This is a genomic window from Nocardia sp. NPDC004260 (assembly GCF_053603155.1).
On record NZ_JBSGEZ010000010.1, the window covers coordinates 43630 to 68689 of the forward strand.

The following is a 25060-nucleotide window of genomic DNA, read 5'->3' on the forward strand; positions in this document are numbered from 1 at the left end:
GCCGAGTGACCGAAGCGCATGCGACGCAGTCGCGAGTCTCGGTCGCTCGGGCGCGAGACTTTTCGGGGCCGTGAACACGCAGCGCCGCAGGCGCTGCAAATCGAACACAGCCGAGTGACCGAAGCGCATGCGACGCAGTCGCGAGTCTCGGTCGCTCGGGCGCGAGACTCCCCGGGGCCGCGAACACGCAGCGCCGCAGGCGCTGCAAAACCAACACAGCCCATACTGGTTGCCATGAGTATTCGGCCGCTGGACGGGGTGCGCGTCCTGGAGCTCGGCAATTACATCGCCGCGCCGACCGCCGGGCGCATCCTCGGCGATTTCGGCGCCGAGGTGATCAAGGTGGAACGCCCGAAAGCGGGCGACGAGCTGCGCAACTGGCGGCTCTACGGCGGCGACACCTCGATGCTGTACCGGACGATCAACCGGAACAAGAAGTCGATCACGCTGGATCTGCGCACCGAGGCGGGGCGCGGGATCGTCCTCGACCTGATCCGGCGCTGTGACGTGCTGCTGGAGAATTTCCGGCCCGGCATGCTGGAGAAGTGGGGTCTCGGGCCGGAGGTGCTGAACGAGGCGAATCCGGACCTGGTGATCACCCGGATCTCCGCTTACGGGCAGACCGGCCCGCTGTCGGAGCGTCCCGGGTTCGCCGCGGTGGCCGAGGCGGTCGGCGGACTGCGCGAACTGGTGGGCGATCCGGACCGCCCACCCGTGCGCACCGGCGTCTCGATCGGCGACTCCATCGCGGGTATCTACGCCGCGTTCGGCACCGTGATGGCGCTGTTCCAGCGCGAGCGCCGCGCCGAGTCGGACACGCCGGTCCCGTTGCGGGAGCGCGTGATCGACGTGGCCCTGAACGAGGCGATCCTGTCGGTGATGGAATCGCTGGTGCCGGACTATCTCGCCTACGGCATCCAGCGCGAACGCGTCGGCGGCCGGATGGAGGGCATCGCGCCGAGCAACGCCTACCCGTGCGCGGACGGCACAAGCATCATCATCGGCGGCAACGGCGACGCCATCTTCCAGCGCTACATGGCGGTCATCGATCGGCCGGACCTGGCCGCCGACCCGGACCTCCAGGACAACGCGGGCCGTTGGCGCAATCGCGAGCGGCTGGACGCGGCGATCGGGGAGTGGACGGTTCGGCATACCCGCGACGAGGCCCTGAAGCTGCTGGACGCCGCCGCTATTCCGTGTGGCCCGATCTACACCGCGGCCGACATCGTGGCCGACGAGCAGTACCGGGCGCGCAACATGATCCAGTCGTTCACCGTGGACGTCGGCGCGCCGGAGCCCAAGGCCGTCGGCTTCCCCGGCATCGTCCCGGTGATCGGCGAACAGTCCTTGCCCATCCGCAGCGTCGGACCCGATCTGGGTGAGCACACCCGAGAGGTGCTGTCCGGCCTGCTCGGCATGAGCGAAGCCGAGATCGATGCGTTGGAGGCGCGATGAGCACGCGGCCACACGACCGGAGGCGTCCGAAGGGGCGTGACGCGAGAGAACCGCGCTCGCCGGGCACCAGCAGGCCCGTGGTGCAGCCGAATCCGACCGGGGCGGGCGAGAAGCCATGGGGCGGCGTGATGTGCGGCCACCACCGGGCGCGGGAGCAGCGATGACCGCGCCGGTGTTGCGCGATGTCACGTTGCGCGACGGACTGCAGCTGACCGGCAAGCTGCTGCCGGTGCAGCGCAAGGTGGACATCGTGCGCCGCCTGCTCGCGCTGGGGGTGCCCGCGCTGGAGATCGGCTCGATGGCGCGCCCGGACCTGGTCGCGCCGATGGCGAACACCATGGAGCTGGTCGCCGCGTTGACGCCGGAGGAACTGCGCCGCTGCTGGGTATGGGTGGCGACGCCGCGCCATGTGGAGAAGGCCGCCGCGGCGGGAGTGCGGAATTTCCAGTACTGCTTCTCGGTCTCCGACGCGCACAATCGGGCGAACATCGGACGCGACACCGAGGCCAGCGTCGCCGCCATGCCGGACGCGGTGCGCTTGGCCCATGAGGTGGACGGGTCGATCCAGCTCTGCTTGGCGACGGCGTTCACCTGCCCGTTCGACGGCCCGGTCGACCCGGAACGGGTACTGGCCATCGCCCGCGACCCCCGCACCGAGGGCGCGGACGACATCGTCCTGGCCGACACGCTCGGCCAAGCCCACCCCGGTGAGGTGTCCGCGCTGGTCGCGGCGGTGCGGGACCGGACGCCTCCCCGGCGCGTCGTCTTCCACGGTCACGACACCTGGGGTATGGGCGTGGCCAACACCCTCGCCGCGGTCGCGGCGGGCGCGGACATGGTCGACGGAGCGCTCGGCGGCCTCGGCGGCTGCCCGTTCGCGCCGGGTGCCAGCGGAAACACCGCCTCCGAGGACATCCTGTTCGCCACCAGGCCGGACTGGTTCACCCCAACCGCCCTGGCCGCCCTGGTCAACCTGTCGGAGGACCTGCTGTCCGAACTCGGCGAACCCAACCGCTCCCGCACCCTCGAAGGCGCCCGATCCAAAGCGTCCGCCTTCGAGTGGGTCGTAGGTGAGGCCTGAAACACAGGGTGTTCCCTGATGGCGTGTGGCGGCGATGCCGGTAACACTGGACGGCATGACTTCGCAAGCCTTGGGCGCCGACCCCGCCGACCTGGCGGCATCGACCGATGTCGCGGCCCACGCTATCGAACTGACCAAGGTCTACGGATCGGGCGATACGCAGGTCAGGGCATTGGACGGGGTGTCGGCCGAGTTCGCGAAGGGCGAGTTCACCGCGATCATGGGTCCGTCCGGATCGGGTAAGTCGACTCTCATGCATTGCCTGGCCGGACTGGACAGCGCCAGCTCGGGCACCGTCCGCATCGGTGACACCGACCTGACCTCGCTGTCCGACAAGCAGATGACGCGCCTGCGCCGTGACCGCATCGGTTTCGTCTTCCAGGCGTTCAACCTGGTGCCGACGCTGACGGCGCTGGAGAACATCACATTGCCGCTGGACATCGCCGGGCGCAAACCCGATCAGGAGTGGCTGGACACGGTGCTGAAGCGGCTCGGATTGAACGATCGGCTCACCCACCGTCCCAGCGAGCTGTCCGGCGGACAGCAGCAGCGGGTGGCCTGCGCTCGTGCGCTCGCGGGCAAGCCGGAGATCATCTTCGGCGACGAGCCGACCGGCAACCTGGACTCGCGCGCCTCGGAGGAGGTGCTGTCGATCCTGCGCGCCGCGGTGGACGAGTTCGGGCAGACGGTCGTCATCGTCACCCACGAACCGCACGCGGCCGGATTCGCCGACCGGGTGGTGTTCCTCGCCGACGGACGCATCGTCGACGAGATGCGCGATCCGACCGCCGACACCGTGCTCGACCGGATGAAAGCGTTGGAGCAGGCGTGACCGGGCTTTCGCGGAAGAATCGGGGGCGGGCGTAATGGCCGGAAGTCCGATGCGCAAGGTCGCGCTGCGCAATCTCGCCGCGCACAAGGTGCGGCTAGCGCTGACCCTCTTGTCGGTGGTGCTCGGCACCGCGTTCATCGCGGGTTCGTTCGTGTTCACCGACACCCTGCAGAGCACTTTCGACGGAATCTTCGCCAACGAGGCGAAGGGCGTCGACGTCCGGGTCAGCCCGAAAGAGCGCCAGGCGCAAGGCGTTCCGAACAATGTGGTGGACGAGCTGGGGAAGTACCCCGGCGTCCGCACGGTCGCGCCGAGCGTGAACGGCCCGGTGGTGCTGCTCGATCCGACCGGAAAGAAGGCCGTGCAGACCGGCGGGGCGCCGACGTTCGGCAAGTCGTACCTGCCGCCGGAGAAGGCCGTCGCGGAGCCGGAGAAGTTCCTGCAAGGCGTCCCGCCCGCCCGGCCCGGCGAGATCGCGCTCAACACCGGCGGGGCCGACCGGGCCGGACTGAAGATCGGTGACCGCACCAAGATCCTCATTCCCTCCCAGGCCGCTCCGATCGACGTGACCCTCACCGGCATCTACGAGGTTCCATCCGACACGGGTGGTTTCATCGGCGTGCTGTTCGACGACACGCAGGCGCGCAAGCTGTTCACCGACGGCCTGCACGTCGCCTACGTCGACCTGGCGGCCACCGGCATTCCCGGCGACGAGTTGCGCGACAACCTCGCCAAGGCACTGCCCGGCTACAAAGTGCAGAACAGCGATCAGGTGCGTGCCGACCTGAAGAAGGAAATCTCCAACGCGCTCAACTTCATCAACTACTTCCTGCTCGCCTTCGGCGCGATCGCGCTGATCGTCGGCACGTTCATCATCTACAACACGTTCTCGATGATCGTCGCGCAACGCTTGCGGGAACTCGCGCTGCTGCGCGCGGTCGGCGCGAGCAGGCAGCAGGTCGGCACGTCGGTGGTGGCGGAGGCGTTCGTCATCGGGTTGATCGGCAGCGTGGTCGGCCTCGCGGGCGGCGTCGCGCTGGCGTTCGGATTGTCGGCGGTGCTCAACGCCTTCGATCTCGGCTTGCCGACCGGATCGATGGCGGTGCGGCCGCGCACCATCGTGGTCGGGCTGCTCGTCGGCCTCGTGGTGACGATGGTGAGCGCCTACGCGCCCGCGCGCCGCGCCTCGCGTATTCCGCCCGTGCAGGCCATGCGCGAGGAGTTCGCGTCCGCCGGGGAGTCGCTGCGCCTGCGCACGATCCTCGGTGCGGTGCTGGCGGTGCTCGGCGTGGTGCTCGTCGTGCTGGGCGCGCAGCGGACCGGTGGCACGGCGGCCGCGACGGTCGGCGTCGGCGCGCTCGGGCTGATCTTCGCGGTGCTGCTCGCCGCGCCCGCGCTGTCGCGACCGGTGGTCGGTGGGCTCGGCGTGCTGGTGCGCCCGTTCGGGCCGATCGGCCGCATGGCGCGCAACAACGCGTCGCGCAATCCGCGCCGCACCGCCGCGACGGCCTTCGCGCTCACGCTGGGCCTGATGCTCGTCTCGGCGATCGGCATGCTGGGCGCTTCGGCGAAGGAGAGCGTCGGCGTGCTGGTCGACAAGGGCGTGCGGGCCGACTACGTGCTGGCCGGTCCGCAATTGCTCGGGGTGCCGTTCGGTGCCGCCGACGCCGCCCGGACGAAGGTGCCGAACGTGGCGCAGGTGGTCGGAATGCGGGGGGCCGCGTTCAAGCTCGGCGACGATCAGGTGTTCGCGTCCTCGCCGGACGGTCCGCTGACCGGTGTGCTGAACTACGAGATCGTGCGCGGCAGCGGCACTCTCGGCGCCAGGGACGTGCTCGTGTCCGAGGACGAAGCGAACGACCGCGGCTGGAAAGTCGGCGAAGAGGTGACCCCGACCAGCGTCGACGGCAAGAAGGTCCCGCTCACCGTCACCGGTGTGTACAAGAAGAACCCGCTGCTCGGCCCGATGGTGGTGTCGCAGACGGTCTACGACGAGGTGGTCCCGCTCAACTTCCGGACCAACTTCCTCGTGCTGATCAAGGCGCAGCCGGGCGCGAATACCAGCGCGATGCGCGCCGACCTGGAGAAGGCCACCGAGCAATTCGTCGTGGTGCAGGTGCAGGATCGCGAGGAATTCAAGGGAGCGCAAGGCAAACAGATCAACACTTTGCTGGCCATTCTCTACGGGCTACTCGCCTTGGCGGTGGTGATCGCGATCCTTGGCATCGTCAATACTTTGGCGCTGTCGGTGGTGGAGCGACGCCGGGAGATCGGCATGCTGCGCGCGGTCGGTATGCAGCGTGGCCAGGTGCGCCGCACCATCTATCTGGAGTCGATGCTGATCGCGGTGTTCGGCGCGATCGTCGGCATGGTGCTCGGCCTGGGCCTCGGCGTCGGATTCCTGCGCACGCTCAGGGATTTGGGTCTCGACCAGATCGCTATCCCGTGGAGCCAGCTGGTCCTGGTCCTGGTCAGCTCGGCGGTCGTCGGAGTACTGGCCGCGCTGTGGCCTGCGGTGCGGGCGGCGCGCACGCCACCACTGGCCGCGATCGCCGATCTCTGACAGGTCCGTGCGGCGCACAATCATTGTGCGCCGCACGGGACTGCGGCGTGTCCTCGCGGAAACTGTTGCGGGCTCAGGCTGCGCCGGTGGAACCGTCGAGTCGAACGGAATTGGTGAACGTGTCCCACTGGCCCGGAGCGAACACCAGGGCGGGACCGTTGGGGTTCTTGCTGTCGCGAACCCCCACCATGCCCTGCTCCAAGAAGGCGACCTCAACGCAATCTTGGCCCATCGAGCTACGGGTGCTCTTGAACCATTTCGCCCGGGAGGGGTCGATGTTCATCCTGCATAACTCCCTTGCTGCCCGCCTGAGCAGGTCACGCGCTCAGTTCAGTGCCGAACCGCGCTGATGAACGCATCCCACTCGCCGGAGGTGAACACCAGTGCCGGGCCGGTTGGGTTCTTCGAGTCACGGACGCCGACTCCGTCTTCATCAAGCCATGCCACCTCGACACAGTCGGTCTGCCCGCTGCTATGGCTGCTCTTGAACCACGTCACCCCAGATAGGTCGGCGTTCACGCTGAGTAACTCCTTGCCACCCGCCTGAGCAGGTCACGCGATTGTGTCTCGTTCAGTGCTGTGCTCCGGATGGTCGAAGCAATGCCATGGTAGCGCCGCAGGTCATCGGCGTGCTCCAGGTACAGGTCCGGCTTTCCGGCCCCTTCCAAGTAGACGAGTGACGGCTCCACGGGCCGACCTTTGGTGTCGGTGCCGAAGTCGAGAATGACGAATGGACCATGCAAGAGGCCCACGGCGCAGCCGCTCGCGAACGGGCAGATGCGCAGCGAGATATTCGGAAGTTTGCTGATCTCGGCCAAGTGGTGCAGTTGGGCTGCCATCAGACGAGGATGACCGATAACCCGATGCAGCGCCGATTCATGCAGCAGCAGTTCGAGTTTCACCGAATCGGCCTTTCGGGTCACGATCGTTTGGCGCTTCATACGCAGTTCGACCCGGCGTTCGATGTCTTCTGGGCTGCTGTCGTGGTAGAACGCGCTGATCAGTGCTCGAGCGTAATCGGGTGTCTGCACCAAGCCGAGAACGATCTCGTGGTAAGCGACCAGTTGACGCGCCGAGGCTGCGAGCTCGACGTACATGTTGAAGGTCGAGTCACTGTAGAGTCCGCCGAACGCTGTGTACCACGAGGCGGTTTGCGCCTGTTTGGCGAGTTCGACCGCGCGGTCGATGTCGTCGGCCTCGACCTCGTACAGCTCGCACAACGCCTTTATGTCGCGGATGCGGAATTTCTTCACTCCGCCGGTCTCGACGCGTTGCAGCGCCGTCTTGCTGAGTTCTACGAGATGAGCCGATCTATCGAGCGATAGCCCACGTCCCTCCCGAGCCTCGCGAAGGAAGCGGCCCAGCTGCCGTCGGGCCAATGTCGACGGTTGGTCTTCGGTGGTCATAGTTCTGTGCACCCCCTGCAAAAGCGGAACGAATTGAAATCGAACGCGGACGCGACTGTACGTCGGAGCCGGAACGAACTGTGGGCATTCGGTCGAATTCAACTCGGACCGTCCGAATTTCGCTGATCCGTGGCGCGCGCATGCTGTGCTCGTCGCGGCGTCTCAGCAGACAGCGCACATCGGTCGGACGCCGTACGAATCGTCACAGCAAGGATCCAGGGAGATCAATGACCTACGCGAACGTAATCGAACCGCCCATCGGGGGCAGGCCGAAATCGTTGGGCTTCATACGGAATGACGTGTCCGGCATTCATGCCCCACGGCATGCAGCCGAGGTGCGGCAGCATGCGCACGGCCTGGGATACCACTACGTGTACACCGTTCGTCCACCGGTCGATGTGGACAGTCCGATCGAGTACGCGCTCGGTCTCGCGGCGGAGTTCGGTGTGGAAGTGATCGTCGTGTTCGATCTCGAGCATGTGGATGACCGACCAGCCTTGATCTGTGACAGGGGATTCGATCTCGAGACCGTCAGCCCGCAGGGCAAATGGACGCGCTCGGCTCCATCTGTGCCCGGTGCGGCGGTAGAGGGGGCGTGATGGGTATCGAGACCGTTGTGGACGTGCCGGTGATCTGTGATGACGCGGATGTGGAACTCGCCCATCGCATCATGCAGGAGCATCGCGCATGCCGCATCGACCTTTGCGCATGGAAGCGGACGGCGTTTCACACGCTTGTCGTCCGTGGCCGGATCGTGCCGGAAACGCTCAGTCCGCGTGAGCGTGCTGCCGAAAGGAATATTCCGTTTCCTCCGATCGGCGGTGCCCCTCCCTCGGTCGACGCCGTGGTGGCGCCGCGCACGTTGCGGCAAGTGCTGGACATGCTCAATCGGTCCGTCCTATCGCCGGGGCAGGAGGTCGCGCCGCCGCTCGAGGGGGTGTGATGCTTTGAGCCTGTGGGATCTGGTGTGCGGTGTCGCCGCGACTGCCGGCGGCGGATCGTGCGTCGCGCTCGCGTTGGCCTGTCTGTGGCCGGCCGGTTCGCCGCGACGCTCCGTCGCACACCGACGCCTCCCCGCCGCGGGCAAGGTGGCGGCGTTCCGTTGGCCTGCGGCGTGGACCTGTACGGCACCGCCGGAGCCGTTCACGGTAGCCGAAGCTCATGTCGCCATGCAGCGGCACCGGGAACACGGGTGTGCCCGCAAACGCGCCGCCTGGGATGTGCTGGTGGGCGCAGGGCGGATTGTGCCGGATTCACACCGGCGGAATGAGAAGCCGTGAATCGTTCGATCGGCAAGGCCCCGGCGCATTGGGCGGCAGATGGTGCTGAGAGGCGAATCCGCTGATTCGGCTCGCCGTCCGACCACTCGTTGTCCAGCATGTGGTCCCAACTGGCGAGGAGGCAGGCGCGCTGGAAAACCGAGGCGGGTCGCACGATGTTCGACCACATCGCCCGCCGATCCCGGCAAGCCGCATCGCGCGTCGAACGGCTGGGGTCGGTGGCCACACCGCGTCGGTCGTCAGCTGATGCATCTCGCGTGCCGGGCGGCGCGGTCGGTGGTAGCAGGAATCGCGAGATCGCCTGTCCTGCAAGCAAACTCGACTTGATGACGAGCAGCTGTATGCCCCGTCACATCTTGCTGAAGTTGTCCGTTCGGTAGTGCTAGTTTAAACGGAGGTTACCACTCCACTTAAATCTCGGTAAACGGCCTGATTCAACGGGGAAGGAGGCCGCGCGATGGTCGCTGTGGACTTCGGGGGTCCGGGCGCCGGGCTCGAGCTCGCGTCGGGCGGAGTCGTCGAACGGGTGCGCGCGGCCGTGCGCGGTCGCGGGGGCGATGCGGTCGGGCAGCTTCTTCTCATCACGGTGCTCTACCTCGGCTATCGCGCGGGTCGTCTGATCACCGCCGACGACACGGGGCGTGCCCTGGTCAACGCGCACCGCTTGCTCGGACTCGAAGACCGGCTCGGCCTGCTGGACGAGCAGACGGTGCAGTCGTTGTTCCTGAACCGCGAATTCCTCGCGGTTCCGGCCAACTTCTACTACGCCAGCGCGCATTTCACCGTGGCCGTCGGAGTCCTGCTGTGGCTCTGGATGTTCCGGCCGGAGCACTATCGCTGGACCAGGAACCTCATGGTGGCGCTGACGGGAGCCGCGCTCGCGGTGCACATCCTGGTCCCGCTCGCGCCGCCGCGCATGCTGCCCGATCGGGGGTTCGTCGATCTGGCCGTGCGATACGGCCAATCCGTCTACGGCGCGGCCGATTCCGGCGGTCTGTCCAATCAGTTCGCGGCCATGCCCTCGCTGCACGTCGGTTGGGCGTTGCTGCTCGGTGTTGCCGTCGTCGCCGCGACTCGCACACCGTGGCGCTGGCTCGCCTTGGCCCATCCGGCGTTGACCACGCTCGTGGTGGTGGGCACCGCCAATCACTACTGGCTGGACACCATTGTCGCTGTCATGTTGCTCGCGGTGGCCGCCGTACTGCATCCCTTCGTGGTGCCCGCGGCGGCCACGGCGTGGGGCGTGATGGGTCCCGTTCCGTCGAAACCCATGCTGACCAGCTCCTGACGGTCCATCACGCACCCGGCGGCGCTGACCGGAAAAGCGCTCCGGCGCGCGTACGATCGCAGAGCCGTCCTGTTCGCCCATCCGGACAAGGAGTTGCCATGGAACCGATGACCATCGCGGATCTGCTGTCTTCGCTTGCCATCCAGGTGTTCGCCCTGTTGGGAGGATTTCCCGGGGGTTACCCCGGCTGATCCGTTGCTGCGGCTTCCGCGCCGCTCTTCATCGGGGCGCGTGTCTCCCGCATGAGCGCGGGCATGGTCCGGCCGACGAAGGCCGATACCAGTGGTGGCAAGGTGGCCGCGGTGGGCTGGAACGAGTAGGTCCAGGTCACCGCGGCCCGGCCGTCTAGATCGCGGGACGTTCCACACCGAATCGTTCTCGCGGATACGTCCGCGGCCGGGAACGGGACGGTGTTGTCTATTTTTCGCCGGAACCGTGACACCGGGATTCCTACCGTGGATGCAATGGAGAGCGAACGGATCTCGGATGCCGGGAATGCCGAGTTGCGGACGCCCGTCGTGTGGTTCATGGCACTGGCGGCTGCGCTCGGGACGGCGAGTGTCTACCTACTGCAACCGGCCGTCGCGGAGGTTGCCGGTTCCCTGCACGCCGCTACGGCGGCGACCGGCACCGCTTTGGCGTGCGGTCCGGTCGGCTATCTGGTGGGGTTGGTTCTGCTGGTGCCGTTGGTCGACCGGTTCGCGCCACGGGCCGTGGTGGCGGCCCAGTTCTCGGCGCTGGCGGTTGCCTCCGCCGCTGGCGCGGTGGTGGGATCGCCTTGGACCCTTGGATTGGTCATGGGCGTGGTCGGGGCGGGGTCGGCGGTCGGGGCTCAGCTGAGTTCGGTGGCGGGGCGTTTCGCGCAGCGTCGTCGGCGGGCCACGGTCTTGGGTGTCGTGACCGCGGGCATATCTGCCGGAATCCTCGCCGGGCGCATCATCGGCGGCTGGCTCGCCGATGTGATCGGTTGGCGAGCAATGCTTGTCGTATTCGTTGTGCCGTGTGTCGTGGTCGCGGCGCTGTCCTTGTCCACCCTGCCGGCCGCGCGGGGTCGCACGTATGCCGGATATCTGGATACGGTGCGCGGAATTCCCGGGCTCTTCGCCCGCTTCGCCGCGCTGCGCCGGGCGGCGGCACGGGGAGCGCTGTGGTTCTGTGCGTTCTGTGCGTTCTGTGCGATCTGGGCAGGTCTCGCGGTGGCGTTGTCGCAGCCTCCGTACTCGTATTCACCCGAACGGATCGGCCTGTATGCCTGCGCCGGACTCGCCGGTGTCCTCGCGACCCGGATCGCCGGCGGATGGACCGACCGGGTCGGCCCGCGAAAGGTGATCCTGGTGGGGCTCGCGCTCGCGCTTGTCGCGACGGTCGTCCTGGGCGTTGCCCTCTCGAACACTGTGGTGACCCTGGCCTGCCTCGGGCTCTTCGATGCCGGACTGTTCGCGGCCCAAGTGGCCAACCAGAGCACGGTCCTGGCCATCGACCCGGCCGCGCCTGCCCGCTTCAACAGTGCCTATATGTCTGTGTACTTCGTCGGGGGCAGCCTGGGAACCGCATTCGGCGCCGCCGCCGTCGGCTGGTTCGGCTGGCCCGGTCTGGTCGCCTTCGCTACGGTCGCCACGGCCGCGGCGGGCGTGGTCACCCTGGCCGACCGGCCGCGGGCCGGCGCGGAGAGTCCGTACGACCGTCCGCGGCGGCACGCGGCCACGCAGCGTGCCCGATGAGCCCTTTACGGTGCGAGTTCGCTTGCGCGCGCGCTGCCACCCGGCTCCCGGGATCCCCCTGTCTCCAGAGTCCGGCGCATGACAGCCGACGCCCGCTCGACGAACTCGGCTATCGGCACAGCGAGAGCCTCGGGCAGGACATCGGTGTGCCATACGACCAGGGTCCCGCCGTCCTTGCCGGGCAGCGCCTGCATCGAGGCGTGGTGATGAGAGGAATGCAGACTGCCTCCGACGATGGAGTACGCGACACGCCGGCTCACCGGGTCGAGGTCGATGAGCCGTTCCACGACGACGGTGCCGTCGGCGAAGGTGACGGTACGGGTGTCCGCGTCGAGCCGTGCGTCGCTGGCGAGACCCGGGCCGAGGCGCTCGTGCACCGCGCCGAAATCGCTGAGAGCATCCCATACCTGCTCGGGCGTGGCGTCGATGTCGAATTCCTTGTGAACGGATGCCATGGGGTCCTCCTGGTCGGGCCGCGGTGGTTGCCGTCTCAGCATTCCCGCCGGCCCACCCGCGGGTCTTGAAGATCCTTGCGCGGCGTTTTTCGTCGTACCCTCGGCGTACGGTCCGCAGGTGCTGTCCACGACAACCGTTGCCGCCCGGCCCGAGTACACCGTGACCACGGTGACCTGCCGCTCCGACCACACCCACTTCTCGGCCCCGGAGGTCCGCGACGACCATCGCCTCGTGCTCGTGCGCCGTGGCCGGTTCCAGCGACAGTCCGACGGCGACCGGGCCGATCTGGACCCGACCGTCGGCTACCTGGGCGTACCGGGCGAAGAGGAACGGTTCGCCCATCCCGTCGGCGGCGACGTCTGCACCGTGGTGACCATCGCGCCCGGCCGCTGGGAAGGGGCCGTCGATCCGCGAGCGGTGTACCTCGATGCCCGTATCGATCTCGCGCACCACCGTGTTCTCGCTGCCGTCCGAGGTGGCGACATCGACTACGCGTTGACCGAGGAGCTCGTCCGGCTCGTCGCACTCGCCGCCGGATGGCCGATCCCTCGGTCGCGGCCCACCGACCGGGCGCTGGTTACAGCGGCCCGCGAGGCGATCATCAACGGCGCACCGGAATCGGTGGGCCTGCAATCTCTGGCCGCATTGCTGAAGGTCTCGCCGTACCGGTTGAGCCGGGTGTTCTCCCAGCACATGGGGCTGTCGCTGACCCGCTACCGCAACCGTGTACGGGTCGGCCGGACCATCGACCGGCTCACCGACGGGGAAACCGGCCTCGCCGACCTCGCCGCGCACCTCGGTTTCGCCGACCAGGCACACCTGACCCGCACCGTCCGCGAACACCTCGGCCACACCCCGACGGCGCTGCGCCGTCTACTCACCGAGACCAACTGACCGAGCCGCTGAAGGGGGCGCGACGCTGTACCTTCCCAGGCCTCGCGCTTCCCGGCCGGGCGACGTGGGTCGGAGACACAACGATCGGCTCGAGCTCTGGCGACGAACCGTCGACCCACGCGGTGGCATTTTGCTCAGGGGCGGAAACGGCACCCGCCAAGAGCCATCGCGCCTGGCCGTCCGCCACGGTCGGTGGTGTTCTCGGCACCGATTCGGGGCTACCGTGGCGGACTTGGTTCGGTCGCGCCGAATCGGGCCAGGTAGTGCCACACCTTCTCGAGGTCTTGTGGGTCGTAACGACAGCACCAAGTCGTCGCGCGTGGCAGACCCGGAGGGACTCGCGTCAGTGCTGGGCGGCGTTGGCGTGGGCCCAGGACTGGACGTCGCCGCGGTCGAGGGCCAGTGCCAAGAGTTCCGGGAACTTGTCGGGGGTGCAGGCGAAGGCCGGGATGCCCAATGCGGCGAGGGCTGCGGCGTTGTCGTGGTCGAAAGCGGGGGCGCCGTCGTCGGAGAGGGCGAGCAGCACGACGACCTGTACGCCGGAATCCTGTAGCGAGCGGACGCGGCGCAGCATCTCGTCGCGGATGCCGCCCTCGTAGAGGTCGGAGATCAGGACGAACAACGTGTCGGCCGGGCGGGTGACCAAGGACTGGCAGTAGGCGAGGGCCCGGTTGATGTCGGTGCCGCCGCCGAGTTGCGTGCCGAACAGCACCTCTACCGGGTCGTCGAGTTTGTCGGTGAGGTCGACGATCTCGGTGTCGAAGACCACCAGCGAGGTGCGCAGCGACCGCATCGAGGCGAGCACCGCGCCGAACACCGACGCGTACACGACGCTGGCGGCCATCGAACCGGACTGGTCGATGGCCAGCACCACGTCCCGCCGGACCGCCTGGGCCTTGCGGCCGTAGCCGACCAGGCGTTCGGGCACCACGGTGCGATGCTCGGGCAGGTAGGTGGCGAGGTTCTTGCGAATGGTGCGGTCCCAGTCGATATCCCGCAATTTCGGCCGGGTGACCCGAGCCGCGCGGTTCAGCGCACCGGAGACCGCGGCGACGGTCTGCGCCGCGATGCGCTGCTCGATCTCCCGCACCACCTTCTCCACCACCATGCGCGCGGTGGCCTTGGTGGTCTCTGGCATCACCCGGTTCAAGCTCAGCAGGGTGCCGACCAGGTGCACGTCCGGTTCCACCGCCTCGAGCAGTTCCGGCTCCAGCAGCAATTGGGTGAGATCGAGCCGCTCCACGGCGTCGCGTTGCATGACCTCGACGACGGAGGCGGGGAAGTAGCTGCGGATATCGCCGAGCCAGCGGGCCACGCGCGGCGCCGAGCCCTGCAAACCACCGGTGCGTTTGCCGGGCGAGGTCTCCTCATCGGTGTTGTACAGCGCCGACAGCGCCCGGTCCATCGCCGCGTCGTCGCCGGAGCCCAGCCCGCCCAGCCCTTCCTCGGCGGCCGCGCCGAGCACCAATCGCCAACGCCGAGACTGTGCTTCGTCGGTCACGGCGTGTCCTTCCGGGCGCGAGCGCTGGCGTCGGTGTGGCGTCGCCCCGCTGCCTGATCGATCATGCTGTGTCCCGTTCCGGCATCAGCAGGGCCCTGCGTGGTCATGGTGCGCTGCCGCTTTCGGGCCCGACCGCTTCCGCAGCGCCGCCTTTCGGCATGGGCGGGGCACTGTGCGGCTACGTTGCGCTTCCGCCTCAGCTCCTGGCGGCTCATGCCGTATCCGACTTCGGCATCAGCGCGGCCCTGCGCGGTTACGCCGCCCCGCGGCGTTTGCACCTGACCGCTCACGCAGCGTTCGATTCCGGCATCAGCGGGACCTCGTCTCGTCATGCACCGCTGCTCTTTCCGACCACTCATACTGTGATCCCCAGAATCTCGGCCGCCGTGCGCACCGCGGTGGTGGCTCGCTCCGAGTCGATGCCCGCGACGGCCGCCGCCGGTGATACCGCTCCGCCGTCGCGGACCGCCTGCCCGATCGCGCGGCGTTCACCCGATTCGAACGCGCCGAAGGTACGGCGCAGCAGTGGCAGCGTCTCGACGAACGTGTCGTCGCCGAGTCCGCGCAACCAGTCGTCGATGAGCCGCAACAACTCCCGATCGTGCACCAGCAGCAGGCCGCGACCGCCGAGGAATCCGTCTATCCACGCCGCCTTGGCCGCGGCGGTGGCGCCCACCGATAGGGCGGCGGACAATCGGCGCGCGGATTCGGCGTCATCGATGCGACCCGCGTCGGCGAGCAAACGGACCGCACGACCGACCAGCGCGCCGTGTACGTCGTCGCGGTCGGCGACCCGGCGCAATGCGGCGAGCCACTCACCGGTGGCCCAGCCGTCGTCCCTGGTGTGGATGGCGGTGTGCGCCGCGTCCAGCAGACCGCGCAGATCGGTGGCGGCGTCGGTGTCCAATCCGGTGACCGCCGCGGGCAGGCCCGCGCAGATACGCACCAGCAACCCGTCGGCCACGTGGGCCAGCGCTTTGGTGTCGGTGCCGCGCACGTCGCCGTAACGCAGTGTGCGGATCAGGCCGGGCAGGGCGGCCAGCAGGTGGGTGACGTCGTGGTCGAGCGCCGCGGTGGATTCCAGCCGGGCGATCAATCCGTCGGTGGCGCCGCCCAGGTCGGCCAGCAGCGCGACTTCCAGCGCGGCGGTCAATTCGCCGACCGAGCGGTCGGCGCGGCTCGCGGTGTCGAGAATCTTCGCCTCCGCCGCGGTGCGGATCGTGGTGCCCCAGCGGGAGGCCTCGATGATGGAGATCGCGTACTCGGGCTGCCATCGCAGCGTCCAGGTTTCCCGGAAGGTGCCCGTGCCGCGCACGTCGCTGGTGGTGAGCGTGCCCCACTCGATGTCGAGCACCCGCAGCCGGTGCAGCAGGCGCGATCGCCGCACCTCGCGATCCTTGCGCAGATCCAGATCGACGGTGCGGATCGATGGCTCCTGCTTCATCCGCAGCGACCGGATGGTGGCGCGCAGGTCCGCGTCCAGCGGCACGGTCGGCGTCTGCTCCGGAACGGCCCCGAGCGCCTCTCCGACGACGAGTTCGCCGATCACCAACCGCAGCATCGTCTCGTCGCCGCCGCACAGCACCGACCGGGTGGCCTCGGTCACCTCCGACAGACCGGGGAGCGGGCGACCGCGCAGCGCGGCGAGGGTGTCGGCGAGCCGGACGGCCTCGATGACGTGGGCGCTGGAGACGGGCAGATCGTGGGCGCGCAGCACACCGGCGACCTTGGTCAGCCAGCGGGCGATCGGCCGCTCGGTGGCGGTGAACAGGTGGTGGTACCAGCCCGGTGAGGTGACGCCCGCGCCGTAGCCGGAGGTCGTGGACAGCCGCGAATGCGTCCACGGCACCCAGGTGAGCCTGGTTTTGATCTTCGGAAGGCCCTTGAGCATCCGTGCGTCCCGCGCGGCGGGACCGAGTGCGCCGACGAGCGCGGGCGCGTGCCACGCCCCGCACACCACCGCCAGCCGCATCGCACCGTCTTTGAGGGCCTTGCGCATCGTCTGGCGCATATGAGCCTCGCGCCGGAGGGTGTGGGCGTCGATCACGAGTGGTTCGGGCGGTGGTTCCGGCACGAGGGCCGATTCGGCTACTGCCTCCGCGACCGAATCCAACTCCGACGTGGAGTCCATGGTGGATCGATCCTGGTCCTCGGTGGATCGCTCCTGCGCCGGTTGCACGGTCGAGAGTTGCCCGCCTTCAGGGCGATCGCGTCCCGATTCGGCGGTCGGTCGGTCATCAGCCGGTTCGGTGCCCGCATGCCCCTGGCGCGCCGGGCCGTCTTGCGCGGCCGACGTCGGGTCGCCATGCGTGGCATCGCGCTCGGCGCCTTCCCGCAGCGCGCCCATCGCCTCGGTGATCGCGTCGAACGCGTCGGCGTCCGGCACGGTTTCGACGACGGCGTCCCACCAGCGTTCGGCGTCGTCGTAGCCGCCCGCTTCGGCGAGCGCGGCGAGCGGATCGAACCGGTCGCCGGGCTCGTCCTCGGTCGCGAGCGTGACGCTCGCGGGCAGATCGCAGAACCGTACGGGCACCGCGTTGTCCGCGGCGTACCGCAGCGCCTGCCACTCGGGGGAGAACACCGCGTACGGCCAGAACGCGGCCGTGGCGGGGGCGTCGGGAACGTACGCCAGCAGCGCGACCGGAGGGGCCATCCCTTCGGCGGCGACGAAGCCCACCAGCGGATCGGCGTCCGCGGGCCCCTCGATGAGGATCATGTCGGGCCGAAAGTCCGCCAGGGCCGTCCGCAGCGAGCGCGCCGAGCCGGGACCATGGTGGCGGATGCCGAATACCCTGGTCACAGGGACGGTTTCGACACCGGAGGTCACCCGGTGACCTCGCGGCAGGCGCGGTAGAAATCCGCCCAATCCGGTCGCTCGCGGACCACGGCCTCCAGGTACTCCGTCCACACCACCGCGTCGGCCACCGGGTCCTTGATCACCGAGCCGAGCACCGCGCCCGCGATGTCGGAGGCGCGCAGCACGCCGTCGCCGAAGTGCGCCGAGAGCGCGATTCCGTTGGTGATCACCGAGATCGCCTCGGCCGTGGACAGTGTTCCGGACGGCGACTTGAGCTTGGTCCGGCCGTCGGCCGTACTGCCGGAGCGCAGCTCGCGGAAGACCCGCACCACCCGCCGCACCTCTTCGGCCGCCGCGGGCACGGTCGGCAGTTCCAGCGCGGAGCCGAGCTGCTCGACCCGCCTGCTGACGATGGCGACCTCCTCGTCCTCGCTCGCGGGCAGCGGCAGCACGACCGTGTTGAACCGGCGGCGCAACGCGGAGGACAACTCGTTCACCCCGCGATCGCGATCGTTGGCGGTGGCGATGACGTTGAAGCCCTTCGCGGCCTGCACCTCCGTGCGCAGTTCGGGCACCGGCAGCGTCTTCTCGGACAAGATGGTGATCAGCGCGTCCTGCACGTCCGACGGGATGCGGGTGAGCTCTTCTATGCGGGCGATGGAGCCCGTCCGCATGGCCGTGAGCACCGGCGACGGCACCAGCGCCGCATCGCTCGGTCCCTCGGCGAGCAACCGCGCGTAGTTCCAGCCGTAGCGGATCGCCTCCTCGGCGGTGCCCGAGGTGCCCTGCACCAACAGCGTCGACGCACCGCTGATGGCGGCGGAGAGATGCTCGGACACCCAGGTCTTGGCGGTGCCAGGCACCCCGAGCAGCAGCAGTGCGCGGTCGGTGGCCAGCGTCGCGACCGCGACCTCCATGAGCCTGCGCGGGCCGACGTACTTCGGGGTGACCACGGTGCCGTCGGGCAGGGTGCCGCCGAGCAGGTAGGTGACCACCGCCCAGGGCGACAGCCGCCACGACGGCGGGCGGGGCCGGTCGTCGGCGGCGGCGAGGGCGCGCAGCTCGTCGGCGTACGCCTGTTCCGCATGGGGGCGCAGCAGATCCGGCGTCGGGTCGGTGGTGGTCATCGCAACTCCTCGAGCATCATCGAGCGGTTGTTGAGGTCATGGGCGAGCTGGTCGAAGGCCCGCTGCCAGGCGGGATCGTCGCATTTGCGGGCCACCGCGGACAGCGTGCCCGCGGCGGCGACGGGGAGGTGGACCGAGGCCGCGGCGAGCAGCGAGCGGTGCGCGTTCGGTGACGCGCCGTGCGTCTCGGGGCGCCGCGCCGCCGCCCGCGCCCGCTCGAACAGCAGCAGCACCACATGCTGGGCCAGCGCTTCCGGCCACGGGTGGCCCATCGCGGGCAGCAGCGCCTCGATCTCCGACAGCCAGGAGCCGTCCAGCCGCACCAGGTGCGCGGTCCGATCCGGCAGCGGTAGCAGCGCGAACAGCTCCCGTCTGCGCAGCATCGCCAGATCGGTGGGCACGCCCGCTTCGAACAAGGCCCGCGCCCACGTCGAATCGTGTTGAGCCAGTGCGGCGTCCACCCAGCCGTCGAAGATGGGCTGCCGGAACCGGTCTTCGATCGTGGCGCGCACCGCCTGTTGCGGTGTGCCGAGCACACCGGTCCAGTGCACCAGCGGCGTCGCGGCGACCACCTGCCGCAGCCGCGCCGCGGACACGTCGGGCGCGCCGTTCCAGCGGTAGGCGAATTCGACGGTGCGATCGGTGATCCCGTCGCGCTGCGCGGCGGCGTCGGGCCGGTCGGGCAGCGTGAGAACCACGTTCGTGTGCAGCATTCGGTGCTCGGCGCGGATCCACGCGCTCGCTCGGGCGCGCATCCGCTGCGAGAACGCCGATTCCGGCAGTAGTGCGAGCAGTCCGGCGGCGGTGCGGCGCACGTCCGCGCGCCGGTCGTCCAGCGCCGTTTCCAGCAGGGGCTCGTCGTCCGGGCCGAGCCCGTCGGCGAGCACGGCCAGCAGTTCGGCCTTCAACGGCCCGGATTCCTTCGGCCACGCCGCGGTGAGCTCCGCCCTGGCCGCGCCCGCGTCGCCGCGCCGGAGGTCGGCGAGCCAGTCGCGCCGCTCGGGTGGCCGACCGAACAGCCAAGTATCCGTGGAGCGTTCGACGGGCAGCCGCACCAAGTCGCGCCGATCCGGATGCCGGGCCGCCAGCCAGCTGCCGCGAGTGCCCGCGAGGCGTAGCAGCGGCTCGCGCAGGCCGGCATTGATCTTCGCGTGCTCGAGCAGTTGCTCGCACAGCGCGCCCGGCGCCCGGTAATCGTGCGGCCGCGCCGCGTCGAACCATTCGGGCAGGAACGCCGAGCGTTCCCGCAGCATGCGTGCCAGGCGCACGGCAGCAGGGCGCGGCAGCGACGGACGGGGATCGTCCGCCGCGGGTTCCGGTGCCGCGGCGCTGGCGGGAGCGACCCCGCCCCGGATGAAAAGGTCTTGTAGCGCGGCTGTTTCGAGCAGGCGGAACGCGGGATCATGCGGTAACCGGTCGGCAGCGCGTGCGATCGCGGGCGCCAGTGCGGCGAGATCCGGGGCGCGGCGCGCGGTGCCGAGCAGCGCGACGGAGGTGAGGTCGGCACTCCCGGTCGGCCCCGCGGGCGGGGTCGCGTCGGGCACGAAGGTCTCCGTGTGCGCCAGATCGATCACCTCCCCCGCGGTGAACACCGAAATCGGCTCCCATCCGTCGGCGCTCCACTCGCCGACCACCGTCACCGGATGACCGCCCGAGACGGCCAGCAGCGTCCACGGTTGTTCGCCCGGCCGGATCGGCAGCGCGCTGCCGCCGGATTCGGTGAGGTACCAGCCCTCTTCGGTGCGGGTGGGTATCACATCGGCCAGCAGCATCGGCCACGAGCGCAGCCACGGATCGGCGCCGAGCGCGGACGCGTGCGCGGCGAGCGCGGCGGCGATGGTGGCGGGGTGGTTCGCGTCGGCGGGCAACGAAGTGAACGGTTCGACCGTGCTGTGCCGCTCGCCCCACAGCGCACGCAGCGGCGCGGCGCCCGGGTAGAAATGCAACTCCGCGTCGGCCAGTTGACCGAGCGCGGGAACGTCGGCGGGGAAGCCGGGGGAGCCGAAGGAATGGTCGACCACCAGCGCCCAGCGCCTGCTCTCCCGCCCGTACAGCCAGGTGCGCCGGGTGTAGAGGCGCTCGTCCTCGGTGATCCGCGAGCCGAACACCATCCACCGATCACGCACCTGAGCTTCGGCGCGCACCGCCTCGGCCGGATTGGGATAGCCGATGTGGGTGCGGATGCTGGCGCGCAGCGCGGGCGACACCGCGTCGAGCTGCCGGTGCGCGGCGATCAACAGGTGCATGCGCGCGTACTCGCGCAGCACCATGTCGGGCCAGTCGGTTCTGGTGGCCACGACGGCCGGGAGCCTGCGCAGAGCGGAGGCGAGGCCGGGGGCCTGCGCGTCGACCATCCTGGCGGCCACGGCCTCGAAGGCCCGATACGAGCGATCGGCCTGCGCGAGCCCGGTGCGTACCTGATCACCGAGCCAGACGTCGAGTTCCTCCAGCCCCGCCGTGACCCGCACCCGGCGCTGTTCGGCGGTGGCCGGATTCGGGGTGCGGGGCCGCTCGGCGGTCGCGGCGGCCCGCGCCGTACGGCCGCCGATCCACGCCGCCGCGTAGTCCGCGGTCTCCGGCGCGACGGCGACATCGCCCGCGGACCAGCGCAGCAACAGCGACAGCGCGTGTTTACACGGGAACTTGCGGCTCGGGCAGGAGCACCGGTACGCCGGACCGGACAGGTCGACGATCGTCTGATAGGGCGTGGCGCCGCTGCCCTGGCACCGGCCCCACAGCGCCGTGCCGTGCTGCCCGCACTCGCGCCAGCGACCCACCAGCTTGCGAGCCGCCGAGAGCGAATTCGCATCCGGCGCCAACGCCGTGACCTGGGCTTCGGTCCACGGCGTCGTCATCGGCTCGCTCCGGCTCGCTGCTGCCTCATCGCCTTCCTTCATTGCTCGGTTGACCGGATTTCTACCCCAGCGCACCGACAAGTACCGCCGCCGGCGCCGCGCCGCCCTCGGAACCGCTTGTCCCGGTGCCGCATTCGTCTTTCGAACGAATCTTGCGCCGATCGGTGCGCTCTGGCATTCTGTCCTGTTCGGCTCGACCGAGCCACCCGGACCGGGTGTAGACACCATCGAGGCTGCCCGCCGGGGTTGGCGCGAGGGGTGGACATCGAGACATGGCGCAGGCGTCTCGATGACCATATATCCATCCCCGCGGGCAGATTCGCTTGGGCGCGGTGGGCGATTCCGGCGCGATCGGGTAGCGTTCCGCACAGCTTCGACAAGGCGCCGTGCACGGGGTCGGAGGACGTGTTGCGGCTCGATGGTGGAGGGGTTTTTCGCATGCGCCTGGATCCCGACGCTGTCGAGGCCGCCGGTTCCACGGACGCGCCGCCCCGGCTCTCGGAGGTGGTGACCAGGCGCCTGGCCGAGGATCCCGCGGTCACGCCGTCGGTGACGCGGACCGTCTTGCGCGCCATCGGCGCCGCCGAAACAGGGGACGCGTCAACGGCATTCGATCACTCCGGGATTTTCCTCAGCGCCATCCGGGTGTGCGGTTTCCGGGGTATCGGCCCTGAGACGACGCTGCAACTGCCGCCCGGCCCCGGCCTCACGCTCGTGGTCGGCCGCAACGGCAGCGGCAAATCCAGTTTCGCCGAGGCCGCGGAGTTGGCGATGACCGGAGGGAACCGCCGGTGGGACGGCCGTTCGGCGGCGTGGCGGGAGGGCTGGCGCAACCTGCACGACGGCACGGCCGCCCGCATCGAGCTCGAGTTGCTCACCGCCGGCGCCGCGCCGCGCCTCACCATCGCCAAGGAATGGGCGGCCGGCGCGGACCTGCCGGACGCGCACTGGACCCAGCGGTATCCGCCCGCGCCGCCGACGGGATTCGACACCGATCGGTGGGCGGCCCAACTCGAGCTCTACCGCCCCTTCCTGTCCTACAGCGAACTCGGCGCGCTGGTGGACGGGAAACCGAGCGACCTGTTCGACGCGCTGCACCAGCTGCTCGGTCTCGACGAACTCACCCTGGCGCAGGAACGGATTCGGATGCGCCGCCTGGAGCTGGAACGCGCCGTGCGGGATTCGCGTCAGGAACGCCTGGAACTGCTGGAGCTGCTCGCGTCGGTGGCCGACGACCGCGCGGTCCGGGTCGCCGGGCTGCTGCGGCCCGCCCAACCGGATCTCGCCGCGGTGGGACGGGAAGTGCTCGGCGCGGTGGACGACCCGACCGGACCGGACGGCCTGCGCGCCATCGTGCGGCTGGCACTGCCCGAGGACGCCGAAGTGGAGGCGGTGGCCACCCGGCTCGAGGAATGGGGCGCGGCGCTGGCCGCGGGAGCCACCGCCGACGCCGAAGCCGATCTGCGCCTGCTGGAACTGCTGCGCAAGGCGCGGGAACACCATGCCGCGAGCGGGCCGTGTCCGTGCCCTGTGTGCGGCCGCGGCGCACTCGACGACGCGTGGGCGCGCGAGACCGATGCGGCCATCGAGCGGCTCACCGCCCGAGTCGACGCGCTCACCACCGCCCGGATCGAGCTCGGCAACGCGGTGCGGGCCGCGCGGGCGCTTCCCGACCTCGTTCCCGCCGAATTGGATTTCGATCCGCGCAACCCGCCGTCTGTCGACACCACGGCGGTGCGCGAGGCCTGGGCCGAATGGGCCGCGCTGACCACCACCGAATACGCCCCGGACCTGCCCGCCCGGCTGCGCGCCGCCCACGCGCGATTGGTCGACGAGCTCGACCTGTTGCAGAAGGGCACCCGCAAGGAACTCGACCGCTTGGACGAGGTGTGGACGCCGCTGGTGCCACGGATCGTGGCCTGGCTGGAGGGCGCGCGCGAGGTGGGCGCGCACGCCGCGGAGCTGCGCACCGTGAAGAAGGCCGAGGACTGGCTGAAGTCGGCCACCGCGGGTCTGCGCGGCGAGCGCATGACGCCGCTGGAGACGACGGCCCGGTGGGTGTGGCGCACGCTGCGGCAGCAGAGCAACGTCGAGCTGGGCGCGATCCGTTTGCAGGGCAACGCGGGCACCGCGCGCCGCGTGCTGCTCGACGTGACCGTCGACGAGGTGGATGGCGCCGCGCTGGGCGTGATGAGCCAGGGTGAGCTGCACGCTCTCGGTCTCTCGCTGTTCCTGCCGCGCGCCACGGTGGAGCAGAGCCCGTTCCGTTTCGTCATGATCGACGACCCGGTGCAGGCGATGGACCCGGCCAAGGTGGACGGCCTGGCGCAAGTGCTGGCCACGGTCGCCTGGACCAGGCAGGTGGTGGTCTTCACCCATGACGAGCGCCTCGCCGAGGCGGTGCGGCGGATGCAGCTCGACGCGACCGTGCTGGAAGTGCAGCGCCGCGACCGCTCGGTGGTCGAGGTGCGGGTGTCCAGCGACCCGATCCGCCGCTATCTCGACGATGCCCGCGCATTGGTGCGCACCCCGCAGTTGCCCGCGGCGATCGCCGACGAACTGGTGGCCACGTGCTGCCGTTCCGCGGTGGAGGCGGCCAGTCTGGCCAGGGCGCGGCGCACCCTGCTCGCCGCGGGCATGGATCACGCGGAAGTGGAACGCCACATCGATGCCGCGCATTCGACCCGGGCGAAGGTGGCGCTCGCGGTCTTCGGGGTCGGCAGCAAGGTCGACGACTTGAACAAGAACCTCATCGCGCGCGAAGGACGGTGGGTGGTGGACGCATTGCGCGACGCCACGGCGGGCGCGCACGTGCCGATCGGGCGCGATATGCGCGAGCTGATCGGTGAGACCGAGAAGTTCGTCGCGTGGCTGGCCCGGTGAGGCGCCGATGAGCGGGCGGCGTCGGCCGGTCGGCGCACGTCGTGGACCCGCGGGCGGCGGGCGCGCGGCCCGGCACGGGCAGCGTGGGCCGAACAACGGCGCGCACCGCTCGCGCGCGAATCGGCCGTCGGTCGCCGAGCGGCTGGAAACCGTGGATCTGTTGCTCGCCGGATCGGTGACCGCCGCGGGCGGGCTGTGGTCCCGGGCGACGGCCTGGATTCTGCGGATCGCTCTGGAGCAGGCCGTCGACGAACTGTGGCTGCGGCTGGCGCCCCCGCTGGTCCGCTGTCCGATGCGGGCACAGCTCATCGCGCTGCGCGCCTTCGCGGGACCGGACGTGGCGGCGCGCGTGGCCGTGCTCTGGGCGGCGCTGTCGCGCGCCGCGCACCATCACGACTACGAACTCGCGCCGAGCGTCACCGATCTGCGGCGCTGGCGGGAGCAGACCGTAGCCTTGGCCGAGGACCTGGCGGCGGTGCGGGCGCGCCGGGATTCCTGACACAGGTCGGAAGGGCGCGGAATGAACAAGGCACGGCGCTGCCCGTGTGGGCGTGGCGAGGCATTCGAGGACTGCTGCGGTCCGGTGTTGAGCGGCGAGCGTCCCGCTCCCACCGCCGAAGCCCTGATGCGCTCGCGCTACACCGCGTTCGCGGTGGGCGATGTCGACTATCTGCTGCGTTCGTGGCATCCGCGCACTCGCCCGGCCGCCGTGACCCTCGATCCCGCCCAGCGCTGGTTGTTTTTGGAAATCACCCGAACCGACCGCGGTGGACTGTTCGACGACACCGGCACGGTGGAGTTCGTCGCGCACTACCGCGACGCGGGCGGTCGCGGCGCACTGCACGAGACCAGCCGGTTCGCCCGATCCGACGGCGCCTGGGTCTACCTGGACGGCACGCACGACGACTGAGCGGTAGCGTC

General features: G+C 69.7%; 20 protein-coding genes. 12 read left to right on the forward strand and 8 right to left on the reverse strand.

Annotated elements, in window-relative coordinates:
• Positions 1-234 precede the first annotated feature (234 nt).
• From ACWEO7_RS08535 to ACWEO7_RS08550, 4 genes are all read left to right on the forward strand, one after another.
• Positions 235-1455 (forward strand): CaiB/BaiF CoA transferase family protein, encoded by a 1221-nt coding sequence (locus ACWEO7_RS08535; protein ID WP_450025518.1) that lies wholly within the window; start codon positions 235-237, stop codon positions 1453-1455.
• 160 nt (positions 1456-1615) lie between these two features.
• Complete coding sequence (locus tag ACWEO7_RS08540) at positions 1616-2536, forward strand: hydroxymethylglutaryl-CoA lyase (protein ID WP_452421933.1); 921 nt, start codon at positions 1616-1618, stop codon at positions 2534-2536.
• A 55-nt stretch (positions 2537-2591) separates the two neighbouring features.
• Positions 2592-3368, forward strand: a complete 777-nt coding sequence (locus ACWEO7_RS08545; protein ID WP_452421935.1) for an ABC transporter ATP-binding protein — start codon at positions 2592-2594, stop codon at positions 3366-3368.
• A gap of 34 nt (positions 3369-3402) precedes the next feature.
• On the forward strand, positions 3403-5931 hold the full coding sequence (locus tag ACWEO7_RS08550; protein ID WP_452421937.1) for an ABC transporter permease: 2529 nt from the start codon (positions 3403-3405) through the stop codon (positions 5929-5931).
• A 73-nt stretch (positions 5932-6004) separates the two neighbouring features.
• Here the strand turns inward: ACWEO7_RS08550 and ACWEO7_RS08555 are convergent, their stop codons facing one another.
• Genes ACWEO7_RS08555 through ACWEO7_RS08565 form a run of 3 tightly spaced genes read right to left on the reverse strand, consistent with a single transcriptional unit; the run spans position 6005 to position 7337 of the window.
• Positions 6005-6214 (reverse strand): DUF397 domain-containing protein, encoded by a 210-nt coding sequence (locus tag ACWEO7_RS08555; protein ID WP_452421939.1) that lies wholly within the window; start codon positions 6212-6214, stop codon positions 6005-6007.
• 47 nt (positions 6215-6261) lie between these two features.
• Entirely contained in the window at positions 6262-6450 is a 189-nt protein-coding gene (locus tag ACWEO7_RS08560) for a DUF397 domain-containing protein (protein ID WP_355077227.1), read from the reverse strand.
• A complete protein-coding gene (locus ACWEO7_RS08565; protein ID WP_452421941.1) occupies positions 6447-7337 on the reverse strand; it encodes a helix-turn-helix domain-containing protein in 891 nt (296 codons plus the stop codon). Before ACWEO7_RS08565 ends, ACWEO7_RS08560 begins: the two co-directional genes overlap by 4 nt.
• Before the next feature lie 227 nt (positions 7338-7564).
• Here ACWEO7_RS08565 and ACWEO7_RS08570 point away from each other — a divergent pair, with 227 nt between their 5' ends.
• The 4 genes from ACWEO7_RS08570 to ACWEO7_RS08585 all read left to right on the forward strand — a co-directional run bounded on the left by ACWEO7_RS08570 (position 7565) and on the right by ACWEO7_RS08585 (position 11626).
• On the forward strand, positions 7565-7936 hold the full coding sequence (locus ACWEO7_RS08570) for a hypothetical protein (protein ID WP_452421943.1): 372 nt from the start codon (positions 7565-7567) through the stop codon (positions 7934-7936).
• The gene (locus tag ACWEO7_RS08575) at positions 7936-8280 is read left to right on the forward strand and encodes a hypothetical protein (protein WP_452421945.1); all 345 of its coding nucleotides are present in this window, start codon (positions 7936-7938) and stop codon (positions 8278-8280) included. The genes ACWEO7_RS08570 and ACWEO7_RS08575 overlap by 1 nt, the downstream gene beginning before the upstream one ends.
• 794 nt (positions 8281-9074) lie before the next feature.
• Positions 9075-9905 carry a phosphatase PAP2 family protein gene (locus tag ACWEO7_RS08580; protein WP_452421947.1) on the forward strand — a complete coding sequence of 277 codons (831 nt, stop codon included), beginning with the start codon at positions 9075-9077 and terminating at the stop codon, positions 9903-9905.
• A gap of 464 nt (positions 9906-10369) precedes the next feature.
• Positions 10370-11626, forward strand: coding sequence for an MFS transporter (locus tag ACWEO7_RS08585; RefSeq protein WP_452421949.1), 1257 nt, complete (start codon positions 10370-10372; stop codon positions 11624-11626).
• Between the two features lie 5 nt (positions 11627-11631).
• On the opposite strand, the gene ACWEO7_RS08590 is transcribed toward ACWEO7_RS08585, so the two are convergent.
• Positions 11632-12081 (reverse strand): SRPBCC family protein, encoded by a 450-nt coding sequence (locus tag ACWEO7_RS08590; RefSeq protein ID WP_452421950.1) that lies wholly within the window; start codon positions 12079-12081, stop codon positions 11632-11634.
• A 118-nt stretch (positions 12082-12199) separates the two neighbouring features.
• Here ACWEO7_RS08590 and ACWEO7_RS08595 point away from each other — a divergent pair, with 118 nt between their 5' ends.
• Positions 12200-12976, forward strand: coding sequence for a helix-turn-helix domain-containing protein (locus tag ACWEO7_RS08595; RefSeq protein ID WP_452421952.1), 777 nt, complete (start codon positions 12200-12202; stop codon positions 12974-12976).
• Between the two features lie 343 nt (positions 12977-13319).
• Here the strand turns inward: ACWEO7_RS08595 and ACWEO7_RS08600 are convergent, their stop codons facing one another.
• The 4 genes from ACWEO7_RS08600 to ACWEO7_RS08615 all read right to left on the reverse strand — a co-directional run bounded on the left by ACWEO7_RS08600 (position 13320) and on the right by ACWEO7_RS08615 (position 21256).
• Positions 13320-14477, reverse strand: a complete 1158-nt coding sequence (locus ACWEO7_RS08600) for a VWA domain-containing protein (RefSeq protein ID WP_452421954.1) — start codon at positions 14475-14477, stop codon at positions 13320-13322.
• Between the two features lie 355 nt (positions 14478-14832).
• Positions 14833-17322 (reverse strand): DUF5682 family protein, encoded by a 2490-nt coding sequence (locus ACWEO7_RS08605; RefSeq protein ID WP_452422054.1) that lies wholly within the window; start codon positions 17320-17322, stop codon positions 14833-14835.
• Positions 17301-18401 (reverse strand): ATP-binding protein, encoded by a 1101-nt coding sequence (locus ACWEO7_RS08610; RefSeq protein ID WP_452421956.1) that lies wholly within the window; start codon positions 18399-18401, stop codon positions 17301-17303. The genes ACWEO7_RS08605 and ACWEO7_RS08610 overlap by 22 nt, the downstream gene beginning before the upstream one ends.
• Complete coding sequence (locus tag ACWEO7_RS08615) at positions 18398-21256, reverse strand: DUF5691 domain-containing protein (RefSeq protein ID WP_452421958.1); 2859 nt, start codon at positions 21254-21256, stop codon at positions 18398-18400. The genes ACWEO7_RS08610 and ACWEO7_RS08615 overlap by 4 nt, the downstream gene beginning before the upstream one ends.
• 438 nt (positions 21257-21694) lie before the next feature.
• Between ACWEO7_RS08615 and ACWEO7_RS08620 the strand changes: the two genes are divergently transcribed.
• Genes ACWEO7_RS08620 through ACWEO7_RS08630 form a run of 3 tightly spaced genes read left to right on the forward strand, consistent with a single transcriptional unit; the run spans position 21695 to position 25049 of the window.
• On the forward strand, positions 21695-24139 hold the full coding sequence (locus ACWEO7_RS08620) for an AAA family ATPase (protein ID WP_452421960.1): 2445 nt from the start codon (positions 21695-21697) through the stop codon (positions 24137-24139).
• A 7-nt stretch (positions 24140-24146) separates the two neighbouring features.
• The gene (locus ACWEO7_RS08625; protein ID WP_452421962.1) at positions 24147-24638 is read left to right on the forward strand and encodes a hypothetical protein; all 492 of its coding nucleotides are present in this window, start codon (positions 24147-24149) and stop codon (positions 24636-24638) included.
• A 21-nt stretch (positions 24639-24659) separates the two neighbouring features.
• Complete coding sequence (locus tag ACWEO7_RS08630; RefSeq protein ID WP_452421964.1) at positions 24660-25049, forward strand: YchJ family protein; 390 nt, start codon at positions 24660-24662, stop codon at positions 25047-25049.
• Positions 25050-25060: the final 11 nt, after the last annotated feature.

What these genes read in the sequence shown, in the direction of transcription:
- ACWEO7_RS08550 (WP_452421937.1), top strand. Translation starts at nt 3,403, where the DNA reads ATGGCCGGAAGTCCGATGCGCAAGGTCGCGCTGCGCAATCTCGCCGCG.
- ACWEO7_RS08590 (WP_452421950.1), bottom strand. Translation starts at nt 12,081, where the DNA reads ATGGCATCCGTTCACAAGGAATTCGACATCGACGCCACGCCCGAGCAG.
- ACWEO7_RS08535 (WP_450025518.1), top strand. Translation starts at nt 235, where the DNA reads ATGAGTATTCGGCCGCTGGACGGGGTGCGCGTCCTGGAGCTCGGCAAT.
- ACWEO7_RS08570 (WP_452421943.1), top strand. Translation starts at nt 7,565, where the DNA reads ATGACCTACGCGAACGTAATCGAACCGCCCATCGGGGGCAGGCCGAAA.
- ACWEO7_RS08615 (WP_452421958.1), bottom strand. Translation starts at nt 21,256, where the DNA reads ATGACGACGCCGTGGACCGAAGCCCAGGTCACGGCGTTGGCGCCGGAT.
- ACWEO7_RS08610 (WP_452421956.1), bottom strand. Translation starts at nt 18,401, where the DNA reads ATGACCACCACCGACCCGACGCCGGATCTGCTGCGCCCCCATGCGGAA.
- ACWEO7_RS08625 (WP_452421962.1), top strand. Translation starts at nt 24,147, where the DNA reads ATGAGCGGGCGGCGTCGGCCGGTCGGCGCACGTCGTGGACCCGCGGGC.
- ACWEO7_RS08620 (WP_452421960.1), top strand. Translation starts at nt 21,695, where the DNA reads ATGCGCCTGGATCCCGACGCTGTCGAGGCCGCCGGTTCCACGGACGCG.
- ACWEO7_RS08630 (WP_452421964.1), top strand. Translation starts at nt 24,660, where the DNA reads ATGAACAAGGCACGGCGCTGCCCGTGTGGGCGTGGCGAGGCATTCGAG.
- ACWEO7_RS08540 (WP_452421933.1), top strand. Translation starts at nt 1,616, where the DNA reads ATGACCGCGCCGGTGTTGCGCGATGTCACGTTGCGCGACGGACTGCAG.
- ACWEO7_RS08575 (WP_452421945.1), top strand. Translation starts at nt 7,936, where the DNA reads ATGGGTATCGAGACCGTTGTGGACGTGCCGGTGATCTGTGATGACGCG.
- ACWEO7_RS08565 (WP_452421941.1), bottom strand. Translation starts at nt 7,337, where the DNA reads ATGACCACCGAAGACCAACCGTCGACATTGGCCCGACGGCAGCTGGGC.
- ACWEO7_RS08585 (WP_452421949.1), top strand. Translation starts at nt 10,370, where the DNA reads ATGGAGAGCGAACGGATCTCGGATGCCGGGAATGCCGAGTTGCGGACG.
- ACWEO7_RS08545 (WP_452421935.1), top strand. Translation starts at nt 2,592, where the DNA reads ATGACTTCGCAAGCCTTGGGCGCCGACCCCGCCGACCTGGCGGCATCG.
- ACWEO7_RS08555 (WP_452421939.1), bottom strand. Translation starts at nt 6,214, where the DNA reads ATGAACATCGACCCCTCCCGGGCGAAATGGTTCAAGAGCACCCGTAGC.
- ACWEO7_RS08580 (WP_452421947.1), top strand. Translation starts at nt 9,075, where the DNA reads ATGGTCGCTGTGGACTTCGGGGGTCCGGGCGCCGGGCTCGAGCTCGCG.